The organism is Hyphomonas jannaschiana VP2 (genome assembly GCF_000685215.1).
GTDB lineage: Bacteria > Pseudomonadota > Alphaproteobacteria > Caulobacterales > Hyphomonadaceae > Hyphomonas > Hyphomonas jannaschiana.
The window spans coordinates 11,754-30,163 of sequence record NZ_ARYJ01000017.1; the positions used below are offsets into that span (position 1 = coordinate 11,754).

At 63.2% G+C, this 18,410-nt stretch carries 17 protein-coding genes; 2 read left to right on the forward strand and 15 right to left on the reverse strand.

All coding sequences use genetic code 11. The annotated features are described in order from the left end of the window. Nucleotide 1: 1 nt before the first annotated feature. The 5 genes from HJA_RS16660 to argH are packed head-to-tail and all read right to left on the reverse strand — an operon-like array spanning nt 2 to nt 5,922. Complete coding sequence (locus tag HJA_RS16660) at nt 2–2,764, reverse strand: DUF4175 domain-containing protein (RefSeq protein WP_035584555.1); 2,763 nt, start codon at nt 2,762–2,764, stop codon at nt 2–4. Continuing rightward, nucleotides 2,743–4,017, reverse strand: a complete 1,275-nt coding sequence (gene lysA, locus HJA_RS16665) for a diaminopimelate decarboxylase (RefSeq protein WP_035584557.1) — start codon at nt 4,015–4,017, stop codon at nt 2,743–2,745. The genes HJA_RS16660 and lysA overlap by 22 nt, the downstream gene beginning before the upstream one ends. Before the next feature lie 9 nt (nt 4,018–4,026). Then, nucleotides 4,027–4,278, reverse strand: a complete 252-nt coding sequence (locus HJA_RS16670; protein WP_035584560.1) for a hypothetical protein — start codon at nt 4,276–4,278, stop codon at nt 4,027–4,029. Between the two features lie 4 nt (nt 4,279–4,282). Beyond that, nucleotides 4,283–4,516: an LPS translocon maturation chaperone LptM gene (gene lptM, locus HJA_RS16675; RefSeq protein ID WP_035584563.1), complete on the reverse strand. Its 234-nt coding sequence runs from the start codon at nt 4,514–4,516 to the stop codon at nt 4,283–4,285. Nucleotides 4,517–4,524: 8 nt separating this feature from the next. Further along, nucleotides 4,525–5,922 carry an argininosuccinate lyase gene (argH, locus tag HJA_RS16680; protein ID WP_035584566.1) on the reverse strand — a complete coding sequence of 466 codons (1,398 nt, stop codon included), beginning with the start codon at nt 5,920–5,922 and terminating at the stop codon, nt 4,525–4,527. Nucleotides 5,923–5,960: 38 nt separating this feature from the next. Here argH and HJA_RS16685 point away from each other — a divergent pair, with 38 nt between their 5' ends. Beyond that, nucleotides 5,961–6,545, forward strand: coding sequence for a TlpA family protein disulfide reductase (locus HJA_RS16685; protein ID WP_035584569.1), 585 nt, complete (start codon nt 5,961–5,963; stop codon nt 6,543–6,545). Here the strand turns inward: HJA_RS16685 and HJA_RS16690 are convergent. The 3 genes from HJA_RS16690 to rpmE form a co-directional block, all read right to left on the reverse strand. Continuing rightward, nucleotides 6,531–7,334 carry a hypothetical protein gene (locus HJA_RS16690; protein ID WP_035584572.1) on the reverse strand — a complete coding sequence of 268 codons (804 nt, stop codon included), beginning with the start codon at nt 7,332–7,334 and terminating at the stop codon, nt 6,531–6,533. The genes HJA_RS16685 and HJA_RS16690 overlap by 15 nt on opposite strands. 94 nt (nt 7,335–7,428) lie before the next feature. After that, on the reverse strand, nt 7,429–7,929 hold the full coding sequence (locus HJA_RS16695; protein WP_035584575.1) for a thermonuclease family protein: 501 nt from the start codon (nt 7,927–7,929) through the stop codon (nt 7,429–7,431). A gap of 153 nt (nt 7,930–8,082) precedes the next feature. Continuing rightward, entirely contained in the window at nt 8,083–8,301 is a 219-nt protein-coding gene (gene rpmE / locus HJA_RS16700; protein WP_034766646.1) for a 50S ribosomal protein L31, read from the reverse strand. 178 nt (nt 8,302–8,479) lie between these two features. On the opposite strand from rpmE, the gene HJA_RS16705 reads away from it, so the two are divergent. Next, nucleotides 8,480–10,327, forward strand: coding sequence for an ABC transporter transmembrane domain-containing protein (locus HJA_RS16705; RefSeq protein ID WP_035584578.1), 1,848 nt, complete (start codon nt 8,480–8,482; stop codon nt 10,325–10,327). Nucleotides 10,328–10,329: 2 nt separating this feature from the next. Here the strand turns inward: HJA_RS16705 and HJA_RS18690 are convergent, their stop codons facing one another. From HJA_RS18690 to HJA_RS16735, 7 genes are all read right to left on the reverse strand, one after another. After that, nucleotides 10,330–10,488 carry a hypothetical protein gene (locus HJA_RS18690; protein WP_175354482.1) on the reverse strand — a complete coding sequence of 53 codons (159 nt, stop codon included), beginning with the start codon at nt 10,486–10,488 and terminating at the stop codon, nt 10,330–10,332. A gap of 74 nt (nt 10,489–10,562) precedes the next feature. Continuing rightward, nucleotides 10,563–12,062, reverse strand: coding sequence for a flavin-containing monooxygenase (locus HJA_RS16710; protein ID WP_035584581.1), 1,500 nt, complete (start codon nt 12,060–12,062; stop codon nt 10,563–10,565). Nucleotides 12,063–12,151: 89 nt separating this feature from the next. Beyond that, nucleotides 12,152–12,973: an inositol monophosphatase family protein gene (locus tag HJA_RS16715; RefSeq protein ID WP_035584584.1), complete on the reverse strand. Its 822-nt coding sequence runs from the start codon at nt 12,971–12,973 to the stop codon at nt 12,152–12,154. 82 nt (nt 12,974–13,055) lie between these two features. Then, nucleotides 13,056–13,727 carry a thiamine phosphate synthase gene (gene thiE / locus HJA_RS16720; protein WP_035584633.1) on the reverse strand — a complete coding sequence of 224 codons (672 nt, stop codon included), beginning with the start codon at nt 13,725–13,727 and terminating at the stop codon, nt 13,056–13,058. A 61-nt stretch (nt 13,728–13,788) separates the two neighbouring features. Next, nucleotides 13,789–15,870, reverse strand: a complete 2,082-nt coding sequence (locus tag HJA_RS16725) for a M3 family metallopeptidase (protein ID WP_035584636.1) — start codon at nt 15,868–15,870, stop codon at nt 13,789–13,791. A 126-nt stretch (nt 15,871–15,996) separates the two neighbouring features. Continuing rightward, the gene (locus HJA_RS16730; protein WP_035584587.1) at nt 15,997–16,890 is read right to left on the reverse strand and encodes a fructose bisphosphate aldolase; all 894 of its coding nucleotides are present in this window, start codon (nt 16,888–16,890) and stop codon (nt 15,997–15,999) included. Nucleotides 16,891–17,208: 318 nt separating this feature from the next. Beyond that, on the reverse strand, nt 17,209–18,408 hold the full coding sequence (locus HJA_RS16735; protein WP_035584590.1) for a phosphoglycerate kinase: 1,200 nt from the start codon (nt 18,406–18,408) through the stop codon (nt 17,209–17,211). Between the last annotated feature and the right edge of the window lie 2 nt (nt 18,409–18,410).

An 18,410-nucleotide genomic window follows, 5' to 3' on the forward strand; every position in this document is an offset into this window, starting at 1 on the left:
TCTAGAACCGGTCAAGCAGGCGGCGGAGATATTCGCGTTCTTCTTCGCTGTCGCTCTCATTATAGCGGCGGCGCAATTCTTCCAGAATATCCTTGGCGCGCTGGCGTTCGGCCTCTTCCGGCACGCGGACAGACTCTCCATTGTTGCCGAGACCACCGGTCTGACGCCCGAACGGGTCATTGGTCGCCTGCCCCTGATTGGTCCGCTCACGTTGCATCTCGTCCAGCATCGCGGCGAGATTACGGTTCAGTTCCGACAGGCCCTGCGTCGCGCGTTCCTGTTCCCGCGTGGCTGCGCCATCATTGCCGCGGGCGAGATTGCCTTCCGCGCCGCGCAGGGCATCGCGGATCTCCGCCAGCGCCTGCCGGTCGATGGCGCCGCTCAGCGCATCTTCCTGCCCGGCCCCTTCCCCGAGGCCGCGTTCGCGGGCGAATTGCTCAACCAGTTCACCGAGGCGGGCCTGGCGCTCTGCGAGCGTTCCACCGGATTGAGGCGCGCCCCCTTCGTCCGTACCGGCAAAACTGTTCGTTCCCGGACGCTCGCCGCCTGGCCGGTTGCCGCCTTGCGTGCCATCGCCTTCCGACGGATTGGCGCCTTGGCCCTGACTGCCCTGTCCGGCTTGCTCACCGGGCTGCTGGCCTTGCTGGCCGCCTTGCTGCTGGCCCGACTGCTCACCTGACTCCTGACCTGACTGGCCTTGCTGGCCGGATGGCATCTCGCCGCGCTGTTGGGCCAGCGTGTCATCATTCAGCTGGCGCTGTTCGCGCAGGATCTCTGACAGGCGGCGCATGGCGTCGGTCATTTCCTGCTCTTCCTGCGGCAGGTCTTCCGGCTCTTCTCCTTCTGAGGAATCCCCCGGCATACCGGCCATGCCATTGCCGCTCTGCCCGCGCTGGAACTCAAGATTCTGCAACATGTTGGTGATGTCTGACAGCAACTGGCGGGCCTGTTCGGTGGCGCCTGTATCGGTCAGGTCCTGAAGGGCATTCAGCATGTCCTCGAAATCCTGCCCGCCAAGATTCTGGCCGCCGCCCATGGCCATGCCGTCCTGATTTTCGTCGGGCATGTCGCCGCCATTGGCGATGGCTTCGGCCATTTTGGCCGCAAGATATTCATTGGCGGCATCGCGGAAGGCTTCCATCCTTCGGCGGATCTCTTCTTCCGACGCGCCATCGCGCAGGGCCTGCTCCAGTGCGCGCCGGGCCGCTTCCAGCCTGCGCAGGGCATCGGCCGCGCTGCCATACTCCGCCTTCAGCGCCAGCGACCAGAGCAACGGATCGACGGCCTCGGCTTCTTCCTTGGTGCCCGCCGATTCCAGCATGCCCTCAGCCACCCGGAACGTGAGGTAATAGGCCTGGTTCGGCATGTAGCGCTCCCCCATCAGGGTAACGGAGTCGAGCATCAGCGCGGCCTTCTGGACATCCGGCGGGGCATTGTTCAACCGGTTGGCTGCTTCGGTGTTGAGGGCATCCTGTTTCAGGGCAAACGGGTTCTTCGTCTGCGCCGCATAATCCCTCGGTTCACGGAGCACGGTGACACGTACTTCTTGGGCTACACGGGCGATGGGATCGAGGAAGAGTTTCTCCGGAAGCACGAAGGGGACCGTCTCGCTCACGCCTTCCTGGCCGGACGCATCGGTAACAACGAGGTGCACATCCACCGGCAGGCCGGCCCAGCGATGGCGCGTCAGGTCGATCTGGGTCGTGTCCTTGATTTCCTGCATGGAGGGGGCGGCGAGCGGGATGACGACCCGGTCTTCCTCGTCCGGTGCGGCCGGGTGCGGCTCCTTCAGGCGCATCGAAAGTTCCGCCTTTACAACCCCGTAATCGTCGTGCGCGGTCCAGGCGAACTCCGTCCGGTCGAGGCGGCCATAGGTTGGGATAGAGACGAACTCCACCACCGGCGGATCGTCGGGCGAGGCCAGCAGCCGCCAGGCCGCGCGCTCGCCCCACCAATGCACGGACACGTGGGCGTCTTCTTCGAGAATTGCCTTGGCCTCCCACGCGCCATCCGGCGTCGTCGCGAATTTGACGGAGGTCCGATGCCGTCCTTTCAGAACCAGACGCGGCGCCGAAGGCGCTTCGGTCCGCAGCGTGATCTCGGACCCACGCGGCACGCGGACATCGTTCAGCCCCGGCTTCAGAAAGACCGGCGCCCGGCCGGTATGGTCCGGCGGGATGACCCAGGCCTCGACGGTCATGTCGTCAGCGCCCACCAGCGCGCCATAGTCCGGGCTGAACGCCCGCATCAGGCGGCCCGGCCCCTCCCCGGCTGCCAGGACGGTAAAGCCGATCAGGGCGGCAGGCAGGACATAGCGCAGGCGCAACGGATCCAGCTGGCGCCATTCAGACGACAGGTTCGGCAGCTTCAGCTCCCGCGCGGCCTGCAGCAGCCGGTCACGATGACGGACCCACAGCGCCTGCGAGCCCCGCGTCGGGGCGGCCGGCCGGTCGGTCAGAGAGGATACCGGACGCAGTGGCGACTGGCGGTCGAGCAGCTGGGCAGCCGCTTCGTCGCCGGGCGGCGCATACCGCCGCATACCGCGCAGCAGGAAGATCGCCCCGCCCAGCAGGAACAACAGCGTCAGGACAGCCCCGATGGCCGAGGGCAGCTGGTCGAAGGCCCCCGCAAGGGCCATGCACAGGAACAGGACGACAAAGACAAACAGCGGCCAGAAGGCCCGACCGAACGCGAGCAGGTTCAGCCGGCGGCGCGTGGCCGCGACTTTTGTCCTGATCGTATTCAGTCCGTCCTTTTCAGCCAATCCGGCACCTGTTCCAGTTGCAGCATCTCCTCAAGATCCGGTCTGCGGCGGACAATGTCGAACCTGTCGCCATTGACCAGAACTTCCGGCACGAGGGGCCGCGTATTGTAGGCCGAAGACAGCACCGCGCCATAGGCCCCTGCTGACATGAAAGCGAGCCGGTCCCCCGGCGCCACAACAGGCATGTCCCGCCCGGCTGCAAATTTGTCCGTCGACTCGCAGATCGGGCCGACAACGTCATAGGTCTTTTCGGGTGCGTCCGGAGCAGCCTGCTTCAGCGGGCGGATGTCATGGTGCGCGCCATACAGCGCCGGCCGCATCAGATCGTTCATCCCGGCATCGACGATCAGGAAGGACCGGTCGGGCGCCGCTTTCTCATAGAGCGCCGTAGTCAGCATGACTCCCGCATTACCCGCGATGACCCGGCCCGGCTCCAGGATGACCTGTACGCCGAGCCCGGCGCTGACCTCTGCGATCATCGCCGCATAGGCCGATGGCGGGGGCGGCTCGTCGCCCTCCTTGTAGGGAATCCCAAGCCCGCCACCGACATCGATCCGGGCGATGTCATGCCCGGCCGCACGCAGGCGCTGGGCAAGGCCGACGACTTTCTCGAAGGCGGCCCGCATGGGCACAAGATCCCCGATCTGACTGCCGATATGGACATCGACGCCAACCACCTTGATGCCCGGCAGCGTCGCTGCTTCGGCGTAGAGGTCTTCCGCCTCGGCCCACGGCACGCCGAACTTGTCACCCTTCTTGCCGGTGGAGATATTCGGGTGGCCGCCCGCTGCGACATCCGGGTTCACGCGGATGGCGATCGGCGCCTGCAGGCCCAACCCGTTGGCGACATAAGACAGGAGACGAAGCTCGGCGGCGCTCTCCACATTGAACTGGTGGATGCCTTCGCGAAGCCCCAGTTCCATCTCCCGCGCGGTCTTGCCGACACCGGAAAACACGATCTTCGAAGCTGGAATCCCGGCGCGCAGGGCGCGCTGCAGCTCGCCGCCGCTGACGACGTCTGCCCCGCACCCCTCTTCTGCCAGCGTCGCGAGCACGGCCAGATTCGAATTGGCCTTCACCGAAAACGCGATCAGGCAGTCCTGCCCCTCAAAGGCCGCCGCGATGACCCGGGCATGACGCCGGAGCGTGGCAGTCGAGTAGACATAGCAAGGCGTGCCGACCTGATCGGCCAGCTTTGCGAGATCGACTTCCTCACAGTGAAGCCGTCCGTCCCGATAGTCGAAATGGTGCATAGACGCCGCCTAGCCGCCGATTTCGCCGAGCGCACCGTCATCGACAGGTGTCACCGGCTTGGCGTCGGGAATGATCCCGCCCCACTGGTTTACCTGCGGGCCATCCTCCGGCTCGACTGCGGCAACTACAGCGACCGGCTCATAAGCGCCCGGCGCATTGACGGCACGGATTTCGGTGCCGCTGGCGCAGGCGCCGAGGGCAGCAAGAAGGGCAAGGCCGCCGAGCACACGCCCGGCCGGCCGGAAATCAGCTCTGTTCATGGGATCAATCCTCAAGGCCGCCCAGAAGTTCATCATCATCGCTGGCGCTGGAATCCTCTGCATCCTCGCGGGGCGGGAGCGTCGGCAGGGCAGATCCGTCACCTTCCGGAAGCTCGGCTTCGACATCCTGCGGGTCCCCCCACAGCGGATCCGGACGCTTCAGGTCTCCCGTCAGGCCACAGGCCGGCAGGGTCAGGCTACCAAGGATAAGGGCGGCAACAGCCAGGGGGCGTTTCATGTGGCGGGTCACTCCAGTCCAAGTCTCTGCTTCCACTGTGCCACCTGTTCGGCGACGCGAACAGGGCTTGTGCCACCATAAGATGTCCGAGATGAGGCAGAGGCTTCAACCGTCAGGACGTCAAAAACACCTTTGGTGATGTCCTTGTGAACAGATTGCATGTCTTCCAGCGTGAGGTCGGCCAGATCGACACCCTTCCCTTCTGCCACGGCGACCAGTGATCCGGTCACATGGTGCGCTTCACGGAATGGCAGGCCGAGTTCGCGGACCAGCCAGTCGGCTAGGTCGGTCGCGGTGGAAAAGCCCTTGGCCGCCGCTGCGCGCATATTGTCCGGCTTGAATGTCATGGTCTCGACCATGCCGGTCATGGCGCGGACGCAGAGATCAAACGTGTCGAAGGCCTCGAAGGTCAGACGTTTGTCATCCTGCAGGTCCTTGGCATAGGCGAGCGGCAGTGCCTTCACGGCGCCCTGCAGGCCCGAATAGAAGCCGGTGATCAGCGCCGCCTTGGCCCGTACCAGTTCCGCCGCATCCGGATTTCGCTTCTGTGGCATGATCGATGAGCCGGTCGACCATTCATCGGTCAGTTGGGCGAAGGCGAATTGTGCACTGGTCCAGAGCACGATCTCTTCGGCCAGGCGCGACAGGTGTGTGGCCGCGATCGAGAGGGCCGCCAGTGCTTCCAGCGCGAAGTCGCGGGCAGAAACGGCGTCGAGCGAGTTGGCCATCGGTCGGGCAAAGCCCAGCGCTTCGGCCGTCATGTCCCGGTCGATCTGGAATCCCGTTCCGGCAAGCGCCGCCGCGCCCAGCGGGCACTCGTTGAGGCGGTTGGCGCAGTCCGACAGACGCGTCCAGTCGCGCGACGTCATCTCGACATAGGCCAGCAGGTGATGGCCGAGCGTCACTGGCTGGGCCGTCTGCAAATGGGTAAAGCCCGGCATGATCGTGCCGGCATGTTCTTCCGCGCGCCGGACAAGGGCACCCTGCAGGCCGCCGATCAGGCGTGCCGAATGGTCCAGCGCCCGGCGTGTCCAGAGGCGGAAATCCGTCACCACCTGGTCATTGCGCGAGCGGGCCGTGTGCAGGCGCCCGGCCGGTTCGCCGACGATTTCCTTCAGCCGCGCCTCGACATTCATGTGGATGTCTTCCAGCTCGCGGCGGAACGGAAATGAGCCGTCGCGCAGCTCGTTCAGTACCTGGTCCAGCCCGGCCTGAATCGCCTCATTGTCATCGAATGAGATGATGCCCATCTCCGCCAGCATGTCGGCATGGGCCCGGCTTCCGGCGATGTCCTCTTCAGCCATCCGCCGGTCAATATCGAGGGAGGCGTTGATTTCTTCCATTATGTCGGACGGGGTCGCGGCAAACCGTCCCCCCCACATCGTCTGGCCTTTGCCGCCGGTCATTGGCATACCCCTTCAATAAACTTACGGAAGACGCAAACATGAGGCGCTACGCCATTCCCGGCCTCTTCTTGGTCGGTGTGATCGCAATTGTCTACGTGCTGATCAGCGCAGGCATCGGAAAACAGGATGAAAATCCACTGGCAAAGTACGCAACAGGCGGACTGGCCAAGCTGGACTTCACAACGGCAGGACAAGCAGCCGCACCTGCACCCTTCTACACGGCGGATGGATCGGCCCACACGCTGGACGAATTCCAGGGCAAGACCATCCTCGTGAACTTCTGGGCAACCTGGTGCGCGCCCTGCGAAAAGGAAATGCCATCGCTCGGGGCCCTGCAGAAAGCGCGCGGCGGGGATGATTTCGAAGTCGTCGCCATCAGCGTCGATGCCGCCGAAGACAGGGACTATGCCGAAAAGCGCCTTGGCCAGCTGGGCGCCCCCAACATCCCGTTCCGCATCGTGACGCCCGAACAGTACGAACTTGTCTATGACAGCGGTGTTCAGGGCTTCCCGACCAGCATTCTCTATGGCCCGGACGGCAAGGAAATCGCACGGCTGGCCGGGGAAGCCGACTGGTCCTCATTCGAAGCCGTCGGCTTTATCGACCACCTACTCGAGCGTTGAGAGTTCCAGCCCGATCCGGCTGAGCTGGGACAGGAAAGTTGACGGCGGGGCTGGCACATCGCCTGACACCGGCCCTTCCGCGGGCCACATCAGCACCAGCATCTTCAGTTCCAGCTGCAGGCCACTGGCCTCTTCGGGATCGAGCTTGTTCGCCAGTTCCTGCGCTGTAACGGCATAGCCCCAGGCTTTCTGATAGGCGACCGGATTGTCGATCTCGTTCGAAAAGGTCACGCCTGACCGGTAGGCATTCTCGCAACGTTTCATCAGGAAGATGATCAGCTCGACCGTATCGCCGCCGGCATTGGCCTGCAGCTCGTCCACATTCGTCTCGACTGCTGCAACAGCCGTTTCGGTTTCCAGCGGTCCGGCGCCGTCCTCAAGGGCCTCAACAGCGGCATCGAACAGGTCCGGATCAAGGCCTTTTTCCACCAGGCGGGACAGGCCACCCGGCTTGATCTCACTGATGGCGAGGCGGAAATGCCCTGCCGCCGCATCACGCTCCCCTGCCCGGCTGAGCGCCGCGCCTACAGCCGCCTCGCTTGCGATCATCGCCGCGCGCTGGTCGACCGGGACAAGCAGGGCCGGATCAAGTGGCGCGACCGCACCTTCGCCGCCCTCGCCTTCTCCCATCTCGCCGGCCATCTCGCCGGACTGTGCGGCACCTGCCGGACTGGCGATGGCAGTTTCACCGGCTTCCCCGCCTTCACCTCCGCAGGCCGAAAGGCCCGCTGTGCCCAGAAGGGCCGCCCCAAGGCCGAGCCGGATCCAGCGCTTCGGCGTGTAAGTCATCGGGAAAGCTCCATCTTGGTCTCGTCAAGCTGCAACCTAGGTGCCCCGCCCCCTGCCGGGCAAGCCATTTGGCCTGTGGCGTACAGGCTTCGGGTCAGGATCCTGTGATTGGCTGAACGGTACGCCCCGTACACCATTTGGGCTTGGACTCACCGCCGTCATAATCCCAACGCTTGTGGGTCCCGGCCGCCACGAGAAGCGCGGCCAGGTCCTGCCCGTCAAGCGACAGGTCAACCACAAGCCGCCCATACCGGTCCGGGCCGTAATCATGGGAGATCGTGAGCACCCGGTCGCGCGTCAGCTCGCGCACCCGGGCCTTCGCGGCGTAGCCAAGCTCGCGCTCCTGCTCGCACTTGGCCCCGGAATACCAGTCCGTTGATCCGGTTTCAGGCGCATCAACGCCGTGGAGCCGGAACTTGGTGCCATCTGCCAGGCGGCCGGAATCCCCATCGGACCAATAGACCGAAGAAGTCTCGAACCCGGCCTTGCCGCCAGAGCCCGCAGGCTCGCGGGTGGCCACGGCGACACCAAAGGCGATGCCTGCCAGCACGACAAATGTAATCAACCATTCCTTGAGCCGGCCGCTCCGTCCCATGGGCCTCTCCCTGCCAGTTTGCAGGGAGGCTCGGCGCGAGCGCTTAAGAGACGGTTAAGCCCGGCAGGCGCCGTTAAAACATTACCCAAAAGAAAACCCCGGCCTTGCGGGCCGGGGCTGTTCGGGTCGCAACCGTGAGACGGCGCGGAAGGCTTATACGAAGCCTTTGAACTTGTCTTTGAAGCGGGACACGCGGCCACCGCGGTCCATCAGTTTGCCGTCGCCACCGGTCCAGGCCGGGTGCGATTTGGAGTCGATGTCCAGCACGAGGCGGTCGCCTTCAGCGCCATAGGTGGAGCGCGTCTGGTACTCAGTGCCGTCCGTCATCACCACGGTGATGAAGTGATAGTCGGGATGACCTTCTTTTTTCATGGCTCGCGCCCTTCTGTGATCCGTTACCTGCGGGCCTTGTGGCCGCCGCGCTTCGCCATTAGGGGTGCGCTGGCGTGACTGCTGCCCGTTTTTCAGAAGTGGCGCGTGTAACTGAAGAAAAGCCCTTTCGCAAGAGGGCTTGGCACCCGATTTCCACAGTGCTGCAGAGGCAGTCCGAATGGCCGACACCGAATCCCAGGAAACCATAGACCGCCGCACGGCCGAACCAGGTGGCGGACAAGCCATCGACCGGCCCAAGGGGCGCAGCCTGAAACCCCTGAAACTGCTGCTGCCTTATGCCGGACGGCACTGGCGAACCGTGGCGATTGCCCTCGTCTTCCTGGTCGGCGCAGCAGCCCTCAGCCTGACCCTGCCGATCCTACTGGGTAAAGCGGCCGACAGCGGCCGTCAGGCAGGCGGCGACGCGCAGAAACTGCTCGAACTGGTCGATAAATCCTTCTTCTGGGTCGCCGCCGCCGCCATCGCCTCCGGCGTGCTGGGCGCGGTACGCTTCTATTTCGTCTCCCGTTTCGGCGAGCGCATCGCGGCAGACCTTCGCCGGGACCTCTATGCCCACCTCCTCACCCTGGGACCGCGCTATCATGCGAAAATGCGCTCCGGTGAAGCAGTCTCGCGCCTGACGGCGGACATCACGCTGATCGAACAATTTCTCGGTACCTCCGCCTCCATGGCGACCCGGACCCTGATCACGACCTTTGGTGCACTGACCATGATGCTAGTGGTGAACTGGAAGCTGGGTCTGACGCTACTGGCCATGCTGCCCGTGGCCATGCTGCCCGTGGTCGGCGTTGGGCGCGTGATCCGCACCATGTCGAACCGCGCCCAGTCCCGCCTTGCCGATGCAGGCGCGGAAGCCTCAGAAGCGCTCGACGCGATCGAACTGGTTCAAGCCTACAGCCGCGAAGACAGCCGCCTCGCCACGTTCACGGAAGCTGTGGAAGCAACCTTCGCCGCCGCCATGCGCCGGATCACGGCGCGCAGCCTGATGATCGTCATGGTCTCGGTGCTGCTGTTCGGCGGTTTTGTCTGCGTATTGTGGCTGGGGGCCCGCGCCGTGGCCAAGGGCGAGATGAGCTTCGGCGACCTCTCCGCCATGGTGCTCTATGCGCTCTATGCGGGGTCCGGTTTCGGCATGCTGGCCGAAGTCTATGGCGAAGTGATGCGCGCTGCCGGCGCCGCAGACCGGGCCGCCGAAGTGCTGAGCGCTGAGCCGGAGATTGCTCCGCCCGCCCTGCCCCGGCCGATGCCGGAAAAAGTCACCGGCGCGCTGGCGTTCGATCATGTGACCTTCGCCTATGACGAGGCGACCAATGACGGCAAGCCGGTCTCGGCGTTGACGGATTTCTCCCTCACTGTGAAACCCGGCGAGTTCGTCGCGCTGGTCGGCCCGAGCGGTGCAGGCAAGACGACCGTCTTCCGCCTCGCCCTGCGCCTGTTCGACCCTCAAGCAGGCACCGTCACGCTGGATGGCGTCGCCTCAGGCGACGTCCTGCCCGCTGACTGGCGGCGTAATTTCGCCTATGCCCCGCAGGAATCCGCCCTGTTCACCGGCACGGCTGCGGAAAATATCGGTTTCGGCACGGACAATCCGGATGAGAAGCTGCTGGAGCATGCCGCCCGCATGGCCGAGGCGATGGATTTTCTGTCAGAGAAGGAAGGCCTCGCCACACCGCTCGGCCAGAAAGGCCGCAGCCTGTCCGGTGGCCAGCGCCAACGCATCGCGCTTGCGCGCGCGCTGGTACGGGATGCACCCGTCCTCCTGTTGGACGAGGCAACCTCCGCCCTCGACTCCGAGAGCGAGGCGGCTGTGCGCCGGGCGATCGAAAATGCTTCCGAGGGCCGCACGACGCTCGTCATCGCACACCGCCTGTCCACCGTGCGCCGCGCCGACCGCATTGTCGTCATGGAACACGGCCGGATTGTCGAGGAAGGCAGCCATGAGGAACTGGTCGCCAAAGGCGGGCTCTATGCCCGCCTCGCCGAACTACAGTTTGCGGAAGGCTGAGATCAGCTGCGCTTCCATTTCTTGACCTTGCCGTCCACCGTGAAAGCGAAGGCAAGCGACAGGATCAGCGGCACCCAGATCGGCAATTCGCCAAGCCCCGGCGCGCCGACCGCTTCGGCGATGTGATCGTCCACACACCACCACAATAGCCATAACCACATACAGACACTCCTTTTTCTGTACGCCCCTTACGGGTGACAGATAGGAAGCCTGCAGGCCTTTGTTTAGTGGCAGCTTATTCTGCGGCTTGCAGGGCCGGTTTCGGGGCCGCGGCATCCGCGGGCGTGGTGAATTGCATCACGCCATCCTCGATCGGCTCGTCACGCAAATTCTTCCGGTCGGTGAAATAGCTCTGATGCAGCTTCCACGGCGCTTCCGTGTGCTGGCGAGGGAACTGGTCCATCACGCGCTGGAAATAGCCGGAGGAAAAATCCACGAATGGCTCGGTCTCGTTCGGGAAGGCCGGCAGGTACGGCATGGCCGAGGTCGCGCCCTTCTCGTCCATCAGATTGATCAGGCGGCAGACATATTCGCTGGTCAGGTCCGCCTTCAGCGTCCAGGACGCATTCGTATAGCCAAAGGTCACCGCGAGGTTCGGCATGTTCGACAACATCACGCCTTTATAGTTCAGCAGCTTGCCGGGATCGACCTTCGCCCCGTCCACAGACACATCGACCCCGTTCATGAAGACGAGATTGAGCCCCGTCGCCGTCACCACGATGTCAGCCTCCAGCTCCTTGCCGGACTTCAGCTTGATCCCCTTCTCCGTGAAGGTCTCGATATGGTCCGTCTCGACGCTGGCCTTGCCGGACTTCAGGACGTTGAAGAGGTCCGAATCCGGCACGAGGCAAAGCCGCTGCTCCCACGGATTATAGTGCGGGGTGAAGTGCCTATCGACGTCATAGTCAGGCCCAAGTTCCTCGCGCACCATTTTCAGGAGGCGCTCCCTGGCCTGTTCCGGATTTTCCCGCGTCTTGCGGAAGAAGTATTGCTGGAAGGCGACGTTCCGCCAGCGGATCAGCCCGTAGGCCCAGCTGTCCGGCAGAATGGCACGCAGGAAGTTTGCAAACTTGTCCACCGCCGGGCGGGAGACGACATAGGTCGGCGAACGCTGCAGCATGGTGACATGCCCCGCCTTCTCCGCCATGGCCGGTACCAGCGTCATCGCCGTTGCGCCGGAGCCGATGATGACAACCTTTTTGCCCGAATAGTCGAGGTCTTCCGGCCAGTGCTGGGGATGGACGAACTGGCCCTTATAGGCCTCCTCCCCCGGGAAGTCCGGCCGGTAGCCCTCGTCATAATTGTAGTAGCCACCGCACATGAACAGGAACCGCGTCGTCAGTTCGCTACGCTTGCCCGTTTTCGTGTCTTCCGCCGTGATGTGCCAGACCTGATCTGGGCTCGACCAGTCCGCCGCCACGATCTTCGTATCGAACTGGATGTGCCGGGTGATGTCATACTCGTCTGCGGTTTCGCGGACATAGTTGCGGATCGACGGACCATCGGCGATGGCCTTGGCCTCGGTCCAGGGTTTGAAGTTGAAGCCCAGCGTGTGCATGTCCGAATCCGAACGGATGCCCGGATAACGGAACAGGTCCCACGTCCCGCCGATGGCGCTTCGCTGCTCGAAGATCCGATAGGTCTTGCCTGGGCACTGCTTGCCGAGGTGAACGGCAGCGCCGATGCCCGAAAGGCCTGCGCCGATGATGAGAACGTCTGTGTCTGGCTGTGTCATGCGCGCCAGACTACGTGTTTTTACGGATAAGGAAATAGGTGACGCCAGCGTCACCTATTTATTTTCTGCCATCCGGCCGCGAAAACCGGTCAGACAGACGCCGCTTTGCCGAACGAGGCGGCATGACGAAGCTGCTTTTCCAGTTTCGGATGCAGGTCGCTGTTCGACGCCAGGATCGACCCGGTCTGCAGCACATCCCCGCCATCTATTTCACTGATGACGCCGCCTGCCTCACGGACCAGGACGATGCCGGCTGCAATATCCCAGGGCTGGAGATTCCGTTCCCAGAAGCCGTCGAAGCGTCCGGCAGCGGTCCAGGCGAGATCCAGTGCGGCCGATCCGTTACGGCGGATGCCAGCGGTGGTTGGTGTCATGGCGGCGACTTCGCGGGCGAACGTGACGTGGCTCTCTTCGGACTTGCCATGCCAGGGCGTGCCCGTAGCGATGACGGATTCATGCAGATCCCGGCGGGCTGCCACACGCAGCTTGCGATTGTCCAGCCAGGCGCCCCGGCCGGTCTCAGCCCAGAAAATCTCGTTCTTGGCCACATCGAACACGACACCAGTCAGCAGCTCTCCGTCGCGCTCCAGCGCAATGGAGACGGCAAAATGCGGCTGGCCATGCAGGAAGTTCAGCGTGCCGTCGAGCGGGTCGACGATGAACCGGTTGGACTTGTCGGTGCCCTCAACAATGCCACGCTCTTCCATCACGAAACCATAGCCAGGACGGGCCTTGGTCAGGTGGGTGAAGATGATCTCTTCGGCGCGGTGATCGGCATTGGACACAAAGTCCGCCGGGCCTTTTTTCGAGACCTGAAGGTTTTCGACTTCACCAAAATCACGCGCCAGCGAACGCCCGGCAGCGCGGGCGGCAGCGATCATTACGGATCCAACGGGAGAGGGTTTTGACATGTGAAACAGCGTCCGGTCGCAATTCTTGCGGAAGAGCGGGCGGCGTAAGCCTTTGTCGGCAAAGGGTCAAGGCGCCGGAGTGTTAATCCGCTGCCAAGGAATCGAAGAGCGCATTGAAGGCCGCAACCGCTGCCGGGGCGCCTTCGGGATGATCCCAGACACCGGCGGAGACGGCAATGAAATCCGCGCCCGCCGTTACCAGCGGCGCAGCATTCTCCACCGTGATGCCGCCGATGGCGACGCAGGGAATTTCCATACTCTCCTGCCAGATTTCCAGAAGGTCAGTACCAGCCGGCACGGTGCCCGCCTTGGTGCCTGTCGGATAGAAGGCGCCGAACGCGACATAGTCGGCCCCCGCCTCACCTGCCTGCATGGCGACATGGCGGGAATTCTTGGCCGTCGCCCCGACGATCATGTCCTTCCCGACAATCGCGCGCGCCTCTTTGACCGGCATGTCATCCCAGCCGACATGAACACCGTCCGCGCCAAGCTCCACGGCCAGCTTCGGGCTGTCATTGATCAGGACGGCCGCGCCATAGGCCTGCGCCATTTCGGTGACGGCAGCGCTCACTTCGCGCGTGGCAGCTTCATCGATGCTGCCATCGGCCTGCTTCAGGCGCAGCTGCAGACAGGCGATGTCGCCGGCAGAAAAGGCTGTTTCCAGGATCGCGGCAAACGCATCGACATCGTCGATCCGGGGTGGCGTGATCAGGTAAAGCCGCGTGCGCGGCCGGGTGTATTCAGGTTCGGACATGGCGCCTAGATGCGACGGTTCCGGGCCGGCGGCAAGCCAGCCCGTACCGCGCCAGTGCAGTCTATTCTTCCGTCTCGGCTTCCGCCGCATTCAGGAGGTAGGCTTCATAGGCGTCCGGCGACCAGTCGCGGCCGAGGAAATCATGCACCAGCTCCGCTGCCGGCTTGGACGAGCCCGGAGCCAGGACGAGATCGCGATAACGCCTGGCTGTCTCCCCGTTGCGCAGGCCATTGGCCTCGAACTCCGAGAACAGGTCTGTCGAGATCGCCAGCGACCATTGATAGGTGTAATAGATCGCCGAATAGCCATCGAGATGCCCGAAGCTGGCATAGGGGTGGACGTCCGGCAGCGTCTCGAAGGGGCTCAGCTTCGACTGGTTCTCATTCCAGATCTCGTCGAAATCGACCTCCGAAGGCGGACGGTTGTAATAGTCTAGCGAGACATTGGCGTAGAGCAGCTGGCGAAGCGTGCCGACACCGATACCAAAGTCGCGCGCGGCAACCATCTTCTCCACCAGTTCCGGCGGGATCACATTGCCATCGGCATCCTTCGCGAACCTGGCCAGCGTGTCATAATCCCAGACCCAGTTCTCCAACATCTGTGACGGGGCTTCGATGAAGTCCCATTCGAGATTGGCCATCGACAGATTGGCATAGTCCGGCTGGCCGGAGAACATGTCGTGGATCAGGTGGCCGAACTCATGCAGGAAGGTTTCGACCTGCCCGTGCTCCATCAGGCCGGTTGTGTGATCGCCTGCAGGGAAGTTGCACATCAGTGCCGCCACCGGCACACCATCCGAGGTCGGACCGAAACGGATCGGGAAAGCCGCCGCATGTTTGAACTTGCCGTCACGCGGATGCATGTCGAGGAAGAAACGGCCGATCAGCTTTCCGTCCTGGTACATCTCATGCGCGCTGACGCTTTCCTGCCAGACCGGCGCGCCGTCCCAGGGTTTGATCTCCACATCGAACAGATCCTGCACCAGGGTAAAGATACCATCGCGCACATCGTTGAAGGCAAAATATTTCCGGACTTCCTGGGAATCCAGTTCATAGTCTGACTTGCGGATCAGCTCCGAGAGATAGGTGCGGCTCCAGTCGCTGACCGAAGTGGCCTCCGGTGACAGTTCCTGCTGCTTTGCCAGAAGCCGGTCATATTCCAGCTCGGCTGCATTGCGCGCGGCGCCTTCCACCGCGTCGAGGAAGTCGCTCGCAACCTCTGGCGAGCCGGTCATCTTGTCTTCGGTGATCAGGGCGGCCCAATTGTCGTAACCGAGCGTGGTGGCCAGTTCGTAGCGCTTTTCGAGGATGCCGCGCAACGACGCCACATTGTCCGGATAGGCCCGGTTCTGCGCTTCCGCCGCCAGTTCTTTGCGAAGCGCCTCATTCGGCGAGTAGGTATAGATCGGGAACAGGTCCGGATAGTCGGTGGTGATGGTCACCATCCCGTCCTCTCCCGGCGGGTGAGCGGTGATGAAGTCTTCCGGCAGGCCAACCAGGTCTTCCGGTGTCACCTTCACGCTACCCTGAATTTCACGCAGGTTCTTGTTGAACTCCGTCGAGAGTTCGGCGAGCTCCGCATTCAGGCTGCGCACTTTCTCCCGGGTTGGCTCATCCTTGTCGATCCCGGCCCGGCGGTATTCAGAGAGGGTACGCTTCAGAAAATAGGCAGAGCGCGCATCCAGCTTCGTCGCATCAATCGTGGACAGCCGGTCATAGACCGGGCGCGACAGCGAAATCCGGGTCGTCATGTCGGATGTTTTCTGCTGGCAGGTGTCGCCGGTTTCCCGGATCGCCGGGTCCGGATTGGCTTCGGCAATGATCGACGCTTCACCATAGCCGACTGCGAACGCTACATTCAGCAGGGCGTCATAGTCTTTCAGGTCCCCTGCCCCGGCCGGTCCGTCCCGGGTCTCGAGGTCTGTCAGCATTTTCTCGGCCTGCGCCAGGGCCGCATCACAGCGGGTCGTGAACGCCTCGGCAGAGGCCGGCGCCAGCACCAGTTCGTCCAGCATGGCCATGCCTTCATCCGACAATGCACTCCGGTCAGGATTGGCCGGCGCTGCGGCGGGCTCACTGCATCCTGAGAGCAACAGAAGTCCGGTTACGGACGCGGCGGCGAGAAGGCTGGGCTTGAATGGCATGATTTCCCCTTTGGCCATGAGTTACGCGAACAAAAATGCCCGCCATTTTCATGGCGGGCACTATGACGTTGCGTTTCAAGGGAAGTCCAGAGCCAGGCAGCCTGCCAGCCCCGTCCCTGAAAGGAATCAGCCTGCTTTCGAGGCTTCGTAGATGCTGTCGATGGACGCGGCCAGCGCAGCATCGAATTCCGCATCGCTCTGCTTGGCCGACAGGCCTTCGGTCAGGGCGCGCGAGAAGGAGGCGATCATGCCGGTATTCGACGCGAGGCGGGTGTTGGCTTCATCGCGCGAATAGCCGCCCGACAGGGCCACGACGCGCATCACGCGCGGATGATCGACCAGCGGCTTGTAGAGGTTCGCCGTCTCCGGCAGCGTCAGCTTCAGCATGACCTGCTTGTCATGGCCGAGGGCGTCCAGCTGCTTCAGGATTTCTGCGAGCAGGATGTCTTCTGCTGCGGCCTTGTCGGCGATGGAGATCGTGACTTCCGGCTCAATGATCGGAACCAGGCCGTGGCCCAGGATCTGACGGCCGACATCGAACTGCTGCGCGACGACGGCGGCAATGCCTTCCTGATTGGCGGCGCTGATGACCGAACGCATCTTGGTGCCGAAGATACCCTTGGCGACCGCACGCTCCAGCAGGGCGTCGAGATCCGGCATCGGCTTCATGACCTGTACGCCGTTTTCTTCGTCGGCGAGGCCTTTGTCGACTTTCAGGAACGGAACGACACTGCGCTCTTTCCAGAGATATTCAGCCGTCGGCACGCCATCGATTTCACCGTCCATGGTGCGCTCGAACAGGATCGCACCCATCACCTTGTCGCCATTGAAGGCGGGGGATTTGATGATGCGGGCCCGCATCTCGTGGATGAGGCCGAACATTTCCTCATCGTTCGAATACGCGTCCTCTTCGATGCCATAGAGGCGCAACGCCTTCGGGGTGGAACCGCCAGACTGGTCCAGCGCGGCAATAAAGCCCGCCTTCTCTCCTGCCTGCTTCGTCATGGTCTCGTTTGCCATTTCAACTACCGTCATTCTGAATGGATCCTGTGAACAGTGCTTGTTTTGCAAAGTTTGGGTTCAAGTACCGTGCCGGTTGGCCGCGTCAACCGCTGGCGAATTCCGGCTAGTTTCCAGCAGATTCGCGCGAAATCCCAGCCCAATGCTGGTTCACCACGGGAAATGGGGTGCCGACTGGTGACGGGGCTGACCCAAAACTGGATTCGCGAGTCACGGGAAAATCGGCAAAACCCGCCCCGCCGACCAGCAACCTGCGCGATTTGCCGCAGGTTGCCTGCGGCCCCACCTGCCTCTGACGGAGCGTGTAGCTGAAGGGGATCAGACTTTCAGCGCTTCCACGCCCGGCAGCGGCTTGCCTTCCATCCATTCGAGGAAGGCCCCGCCTGCCGTCGAGACGAAGGTGAAGTCCTCCGCAACGCCGGCATGGTTCAGCGCGGCGACCGTGTCCCCGCCCCCGGCCACGGCAATCAGCTGCCCTTCTTTCGCCCGGAGCGCAGCGGCCTTTGCAGCATCGACCGTCGCCTTGTCGAACGGCGTCAGTTCGAACGCGCCGAGTGGCCCGTTCCACACGAGCGTCTTCGCCCGGCCCATGGCGGCAACGAGATGCATGACCGTCATCATGCCGGCGTCGAGGATCATCTCGTCAGCGGCAACCTCATCGGGCCGGCAGGCGCGGTTCTCAGCGTTCGCCTTGAATTCTTTCGCCACGACCACGTCGCGCGGCAGTAGAATCTCACAGCCCGACTCTTCGGCATTCTTCATTATGGTCAGCGCCGTATCAGCCAGATCATGCTCGCAGAGCGACTTTCCGACATCCACACCCTTGGCGGCCAGGAAGGTGTTTGCCATGCCGCCGCCGATGGCCAGCATGTCCACCTTGGAGACAAGGTTTTTCAACAGGTCGATCTTGGTCGAGACTTTCGCCCCACCGACAACGGCCATGACCGGACGCTCCGGCGTTCCGAGCGCTTTTTCCAGCGCGTCGAGTTCGGTTTCCATCGCCTTGCCGGCATAGGCCGGAATGAAATGCGTCACGCCTTCAGTCGAGGCATGCGCGCGGTGCGCCGCCGAAAAAGCATCGTTCACGAACAGGTCACCCAGCGCCGCCATCGCTTCGGCCAGGGCCGGATCGTTCTTCTCCTCGCCCGCCTCGAAGCGCGTATTCTCCATCAGGATCACGTCACGCGGCGCACGGCTGGTAACGAATGCTTTTGCCTTCGGACCGAAGCCGCAGTTTTCCGCAAAATGGACTGGCGCATCCAGCACGTCGGCAAAAGCAGCCGCGATGGGCTGCAGGCTCATCTCAGGGACGATCTGACCTTTCGGACGTCCGAAGTGTGCGAGCAGGACCACTTTCGCCCCTTTTGCACGCAGGGCCTCGACGGTCGGCAGCGCAGAGCGCAGGCGCGTATCATCGGTGACTTTGCCATCCGCCATCGGAACATTGAAATCGACCCGGACAAGGGCGGTCTTGCCGGTCAGGTCTCCGGCATCTTCGATACGGCGGAAGTCGGACATGG

Coding starts and splice junctions, on each gene's coding strand:
- HJA_RS16725 (WP_035584636.1), bottom strand. CDS start 15,870: ATGCCATTCAAGCCCAGCCTTCTCGCCGCCGCGTCCGTAACCGGACTT.
- HJA_RS16695 (WP_035584575.1), bottom strand. CDS start 7,929: ATGGGACGGAGCGGCCGGCTCAAGGAATGGTTGATTACATTTGTCGTG.
- HJA_RS16730 (WP_035584587.1), bottom strand. CDS start 16,890: ATGGCAAACGAGACCATGACGAAGCAGGCAGGAGAGAAGGCGGGCTTT.
- HJA_RS16705 (WP_035584578.1), top strand. CDS start 8,480: ATGGCCGACACCGAATCCCAGGAAACCATAGACCGCCGCACGGCCGAA.
- HJA_RS16735 (WP_035584590.1), bottom strand. CDS start 18,408: ATGTCCGACTTCCGCCGTATCGAAGATGCCGGAGACCTGACCGGCAAG.
- HJA_RS16670 (WP_035584560.1), bottom strand. CDS start 4,278: ATGAACAGAGCTGATTTCCGGCCGGCCGGGCGTGTGCTCGGCGGCCTT.
- rpmE (WP_034766646.1), bottom strand. CDS start 8,301: ATGAAAAAAGAAGGTCATCCCGACTATCACTTCATCACCGTGGTGATG.
- lysA (WP_035584557.1), bottom strand. CDS start 4,017: ATGCACCATTTCGACTATCGGGACGGACGGCTTCACTGTGAGGAAGTC.
- HJA_RS16715 (WP_035584584.1), bottom strand. CDS start 12,973: ATGTCAAAACCCTCTCCCGTTGGATCCGTAATGATCGCTGCCGCCCGC.
- HJA_RS18690 (WP_175354482.1), bottom strand. CDS start 10,488: ATGTGGTTATGGCTATTGTGGTGGTGTGTGGACGATCACATCGCCGAA.
- thiE (WP_035584633.1), bottom strand. CDS start 13,727: ATGTCCGAACCTGAATACACCCGGCCGCGCACGCGGCTTTACCTGATC.
- HJA_RS16685 (WP_035584569.1), top strand. CDS start 5,961: ATGAGGCGCTACGCCATTCCCGGCCTCTTCTTGGTCGGTGTGATCGCA.
- lptM (WP_035584563.1), bottom strand. CDS start 4,516: ATGAAACGCCCCCTGGCTGTTGCCGCCCTTATCCTTGGTAGCCTGACC.
- HJA_RS16710 (WP_035584581.1), bottom strand. CDS start 12,062: ATGACACAGCCAGACACAGACGTTCTCATCATCGGCGCAGGCCTTTCG.
- HJA_RS16690 (WP_035584572.1), bottom strand. CDS start 7,334: ATGACTTACACGCCGAAGCGCTGGATCCGGCTCGGCCTTGGGGCGGCC.
- argH (WP_035584566.1), bottom strand. CDS start 5,922: ATGACCGGCGGCAAAGGCCAGACGATGTGGGGGGGACGGTTTGCCGCG.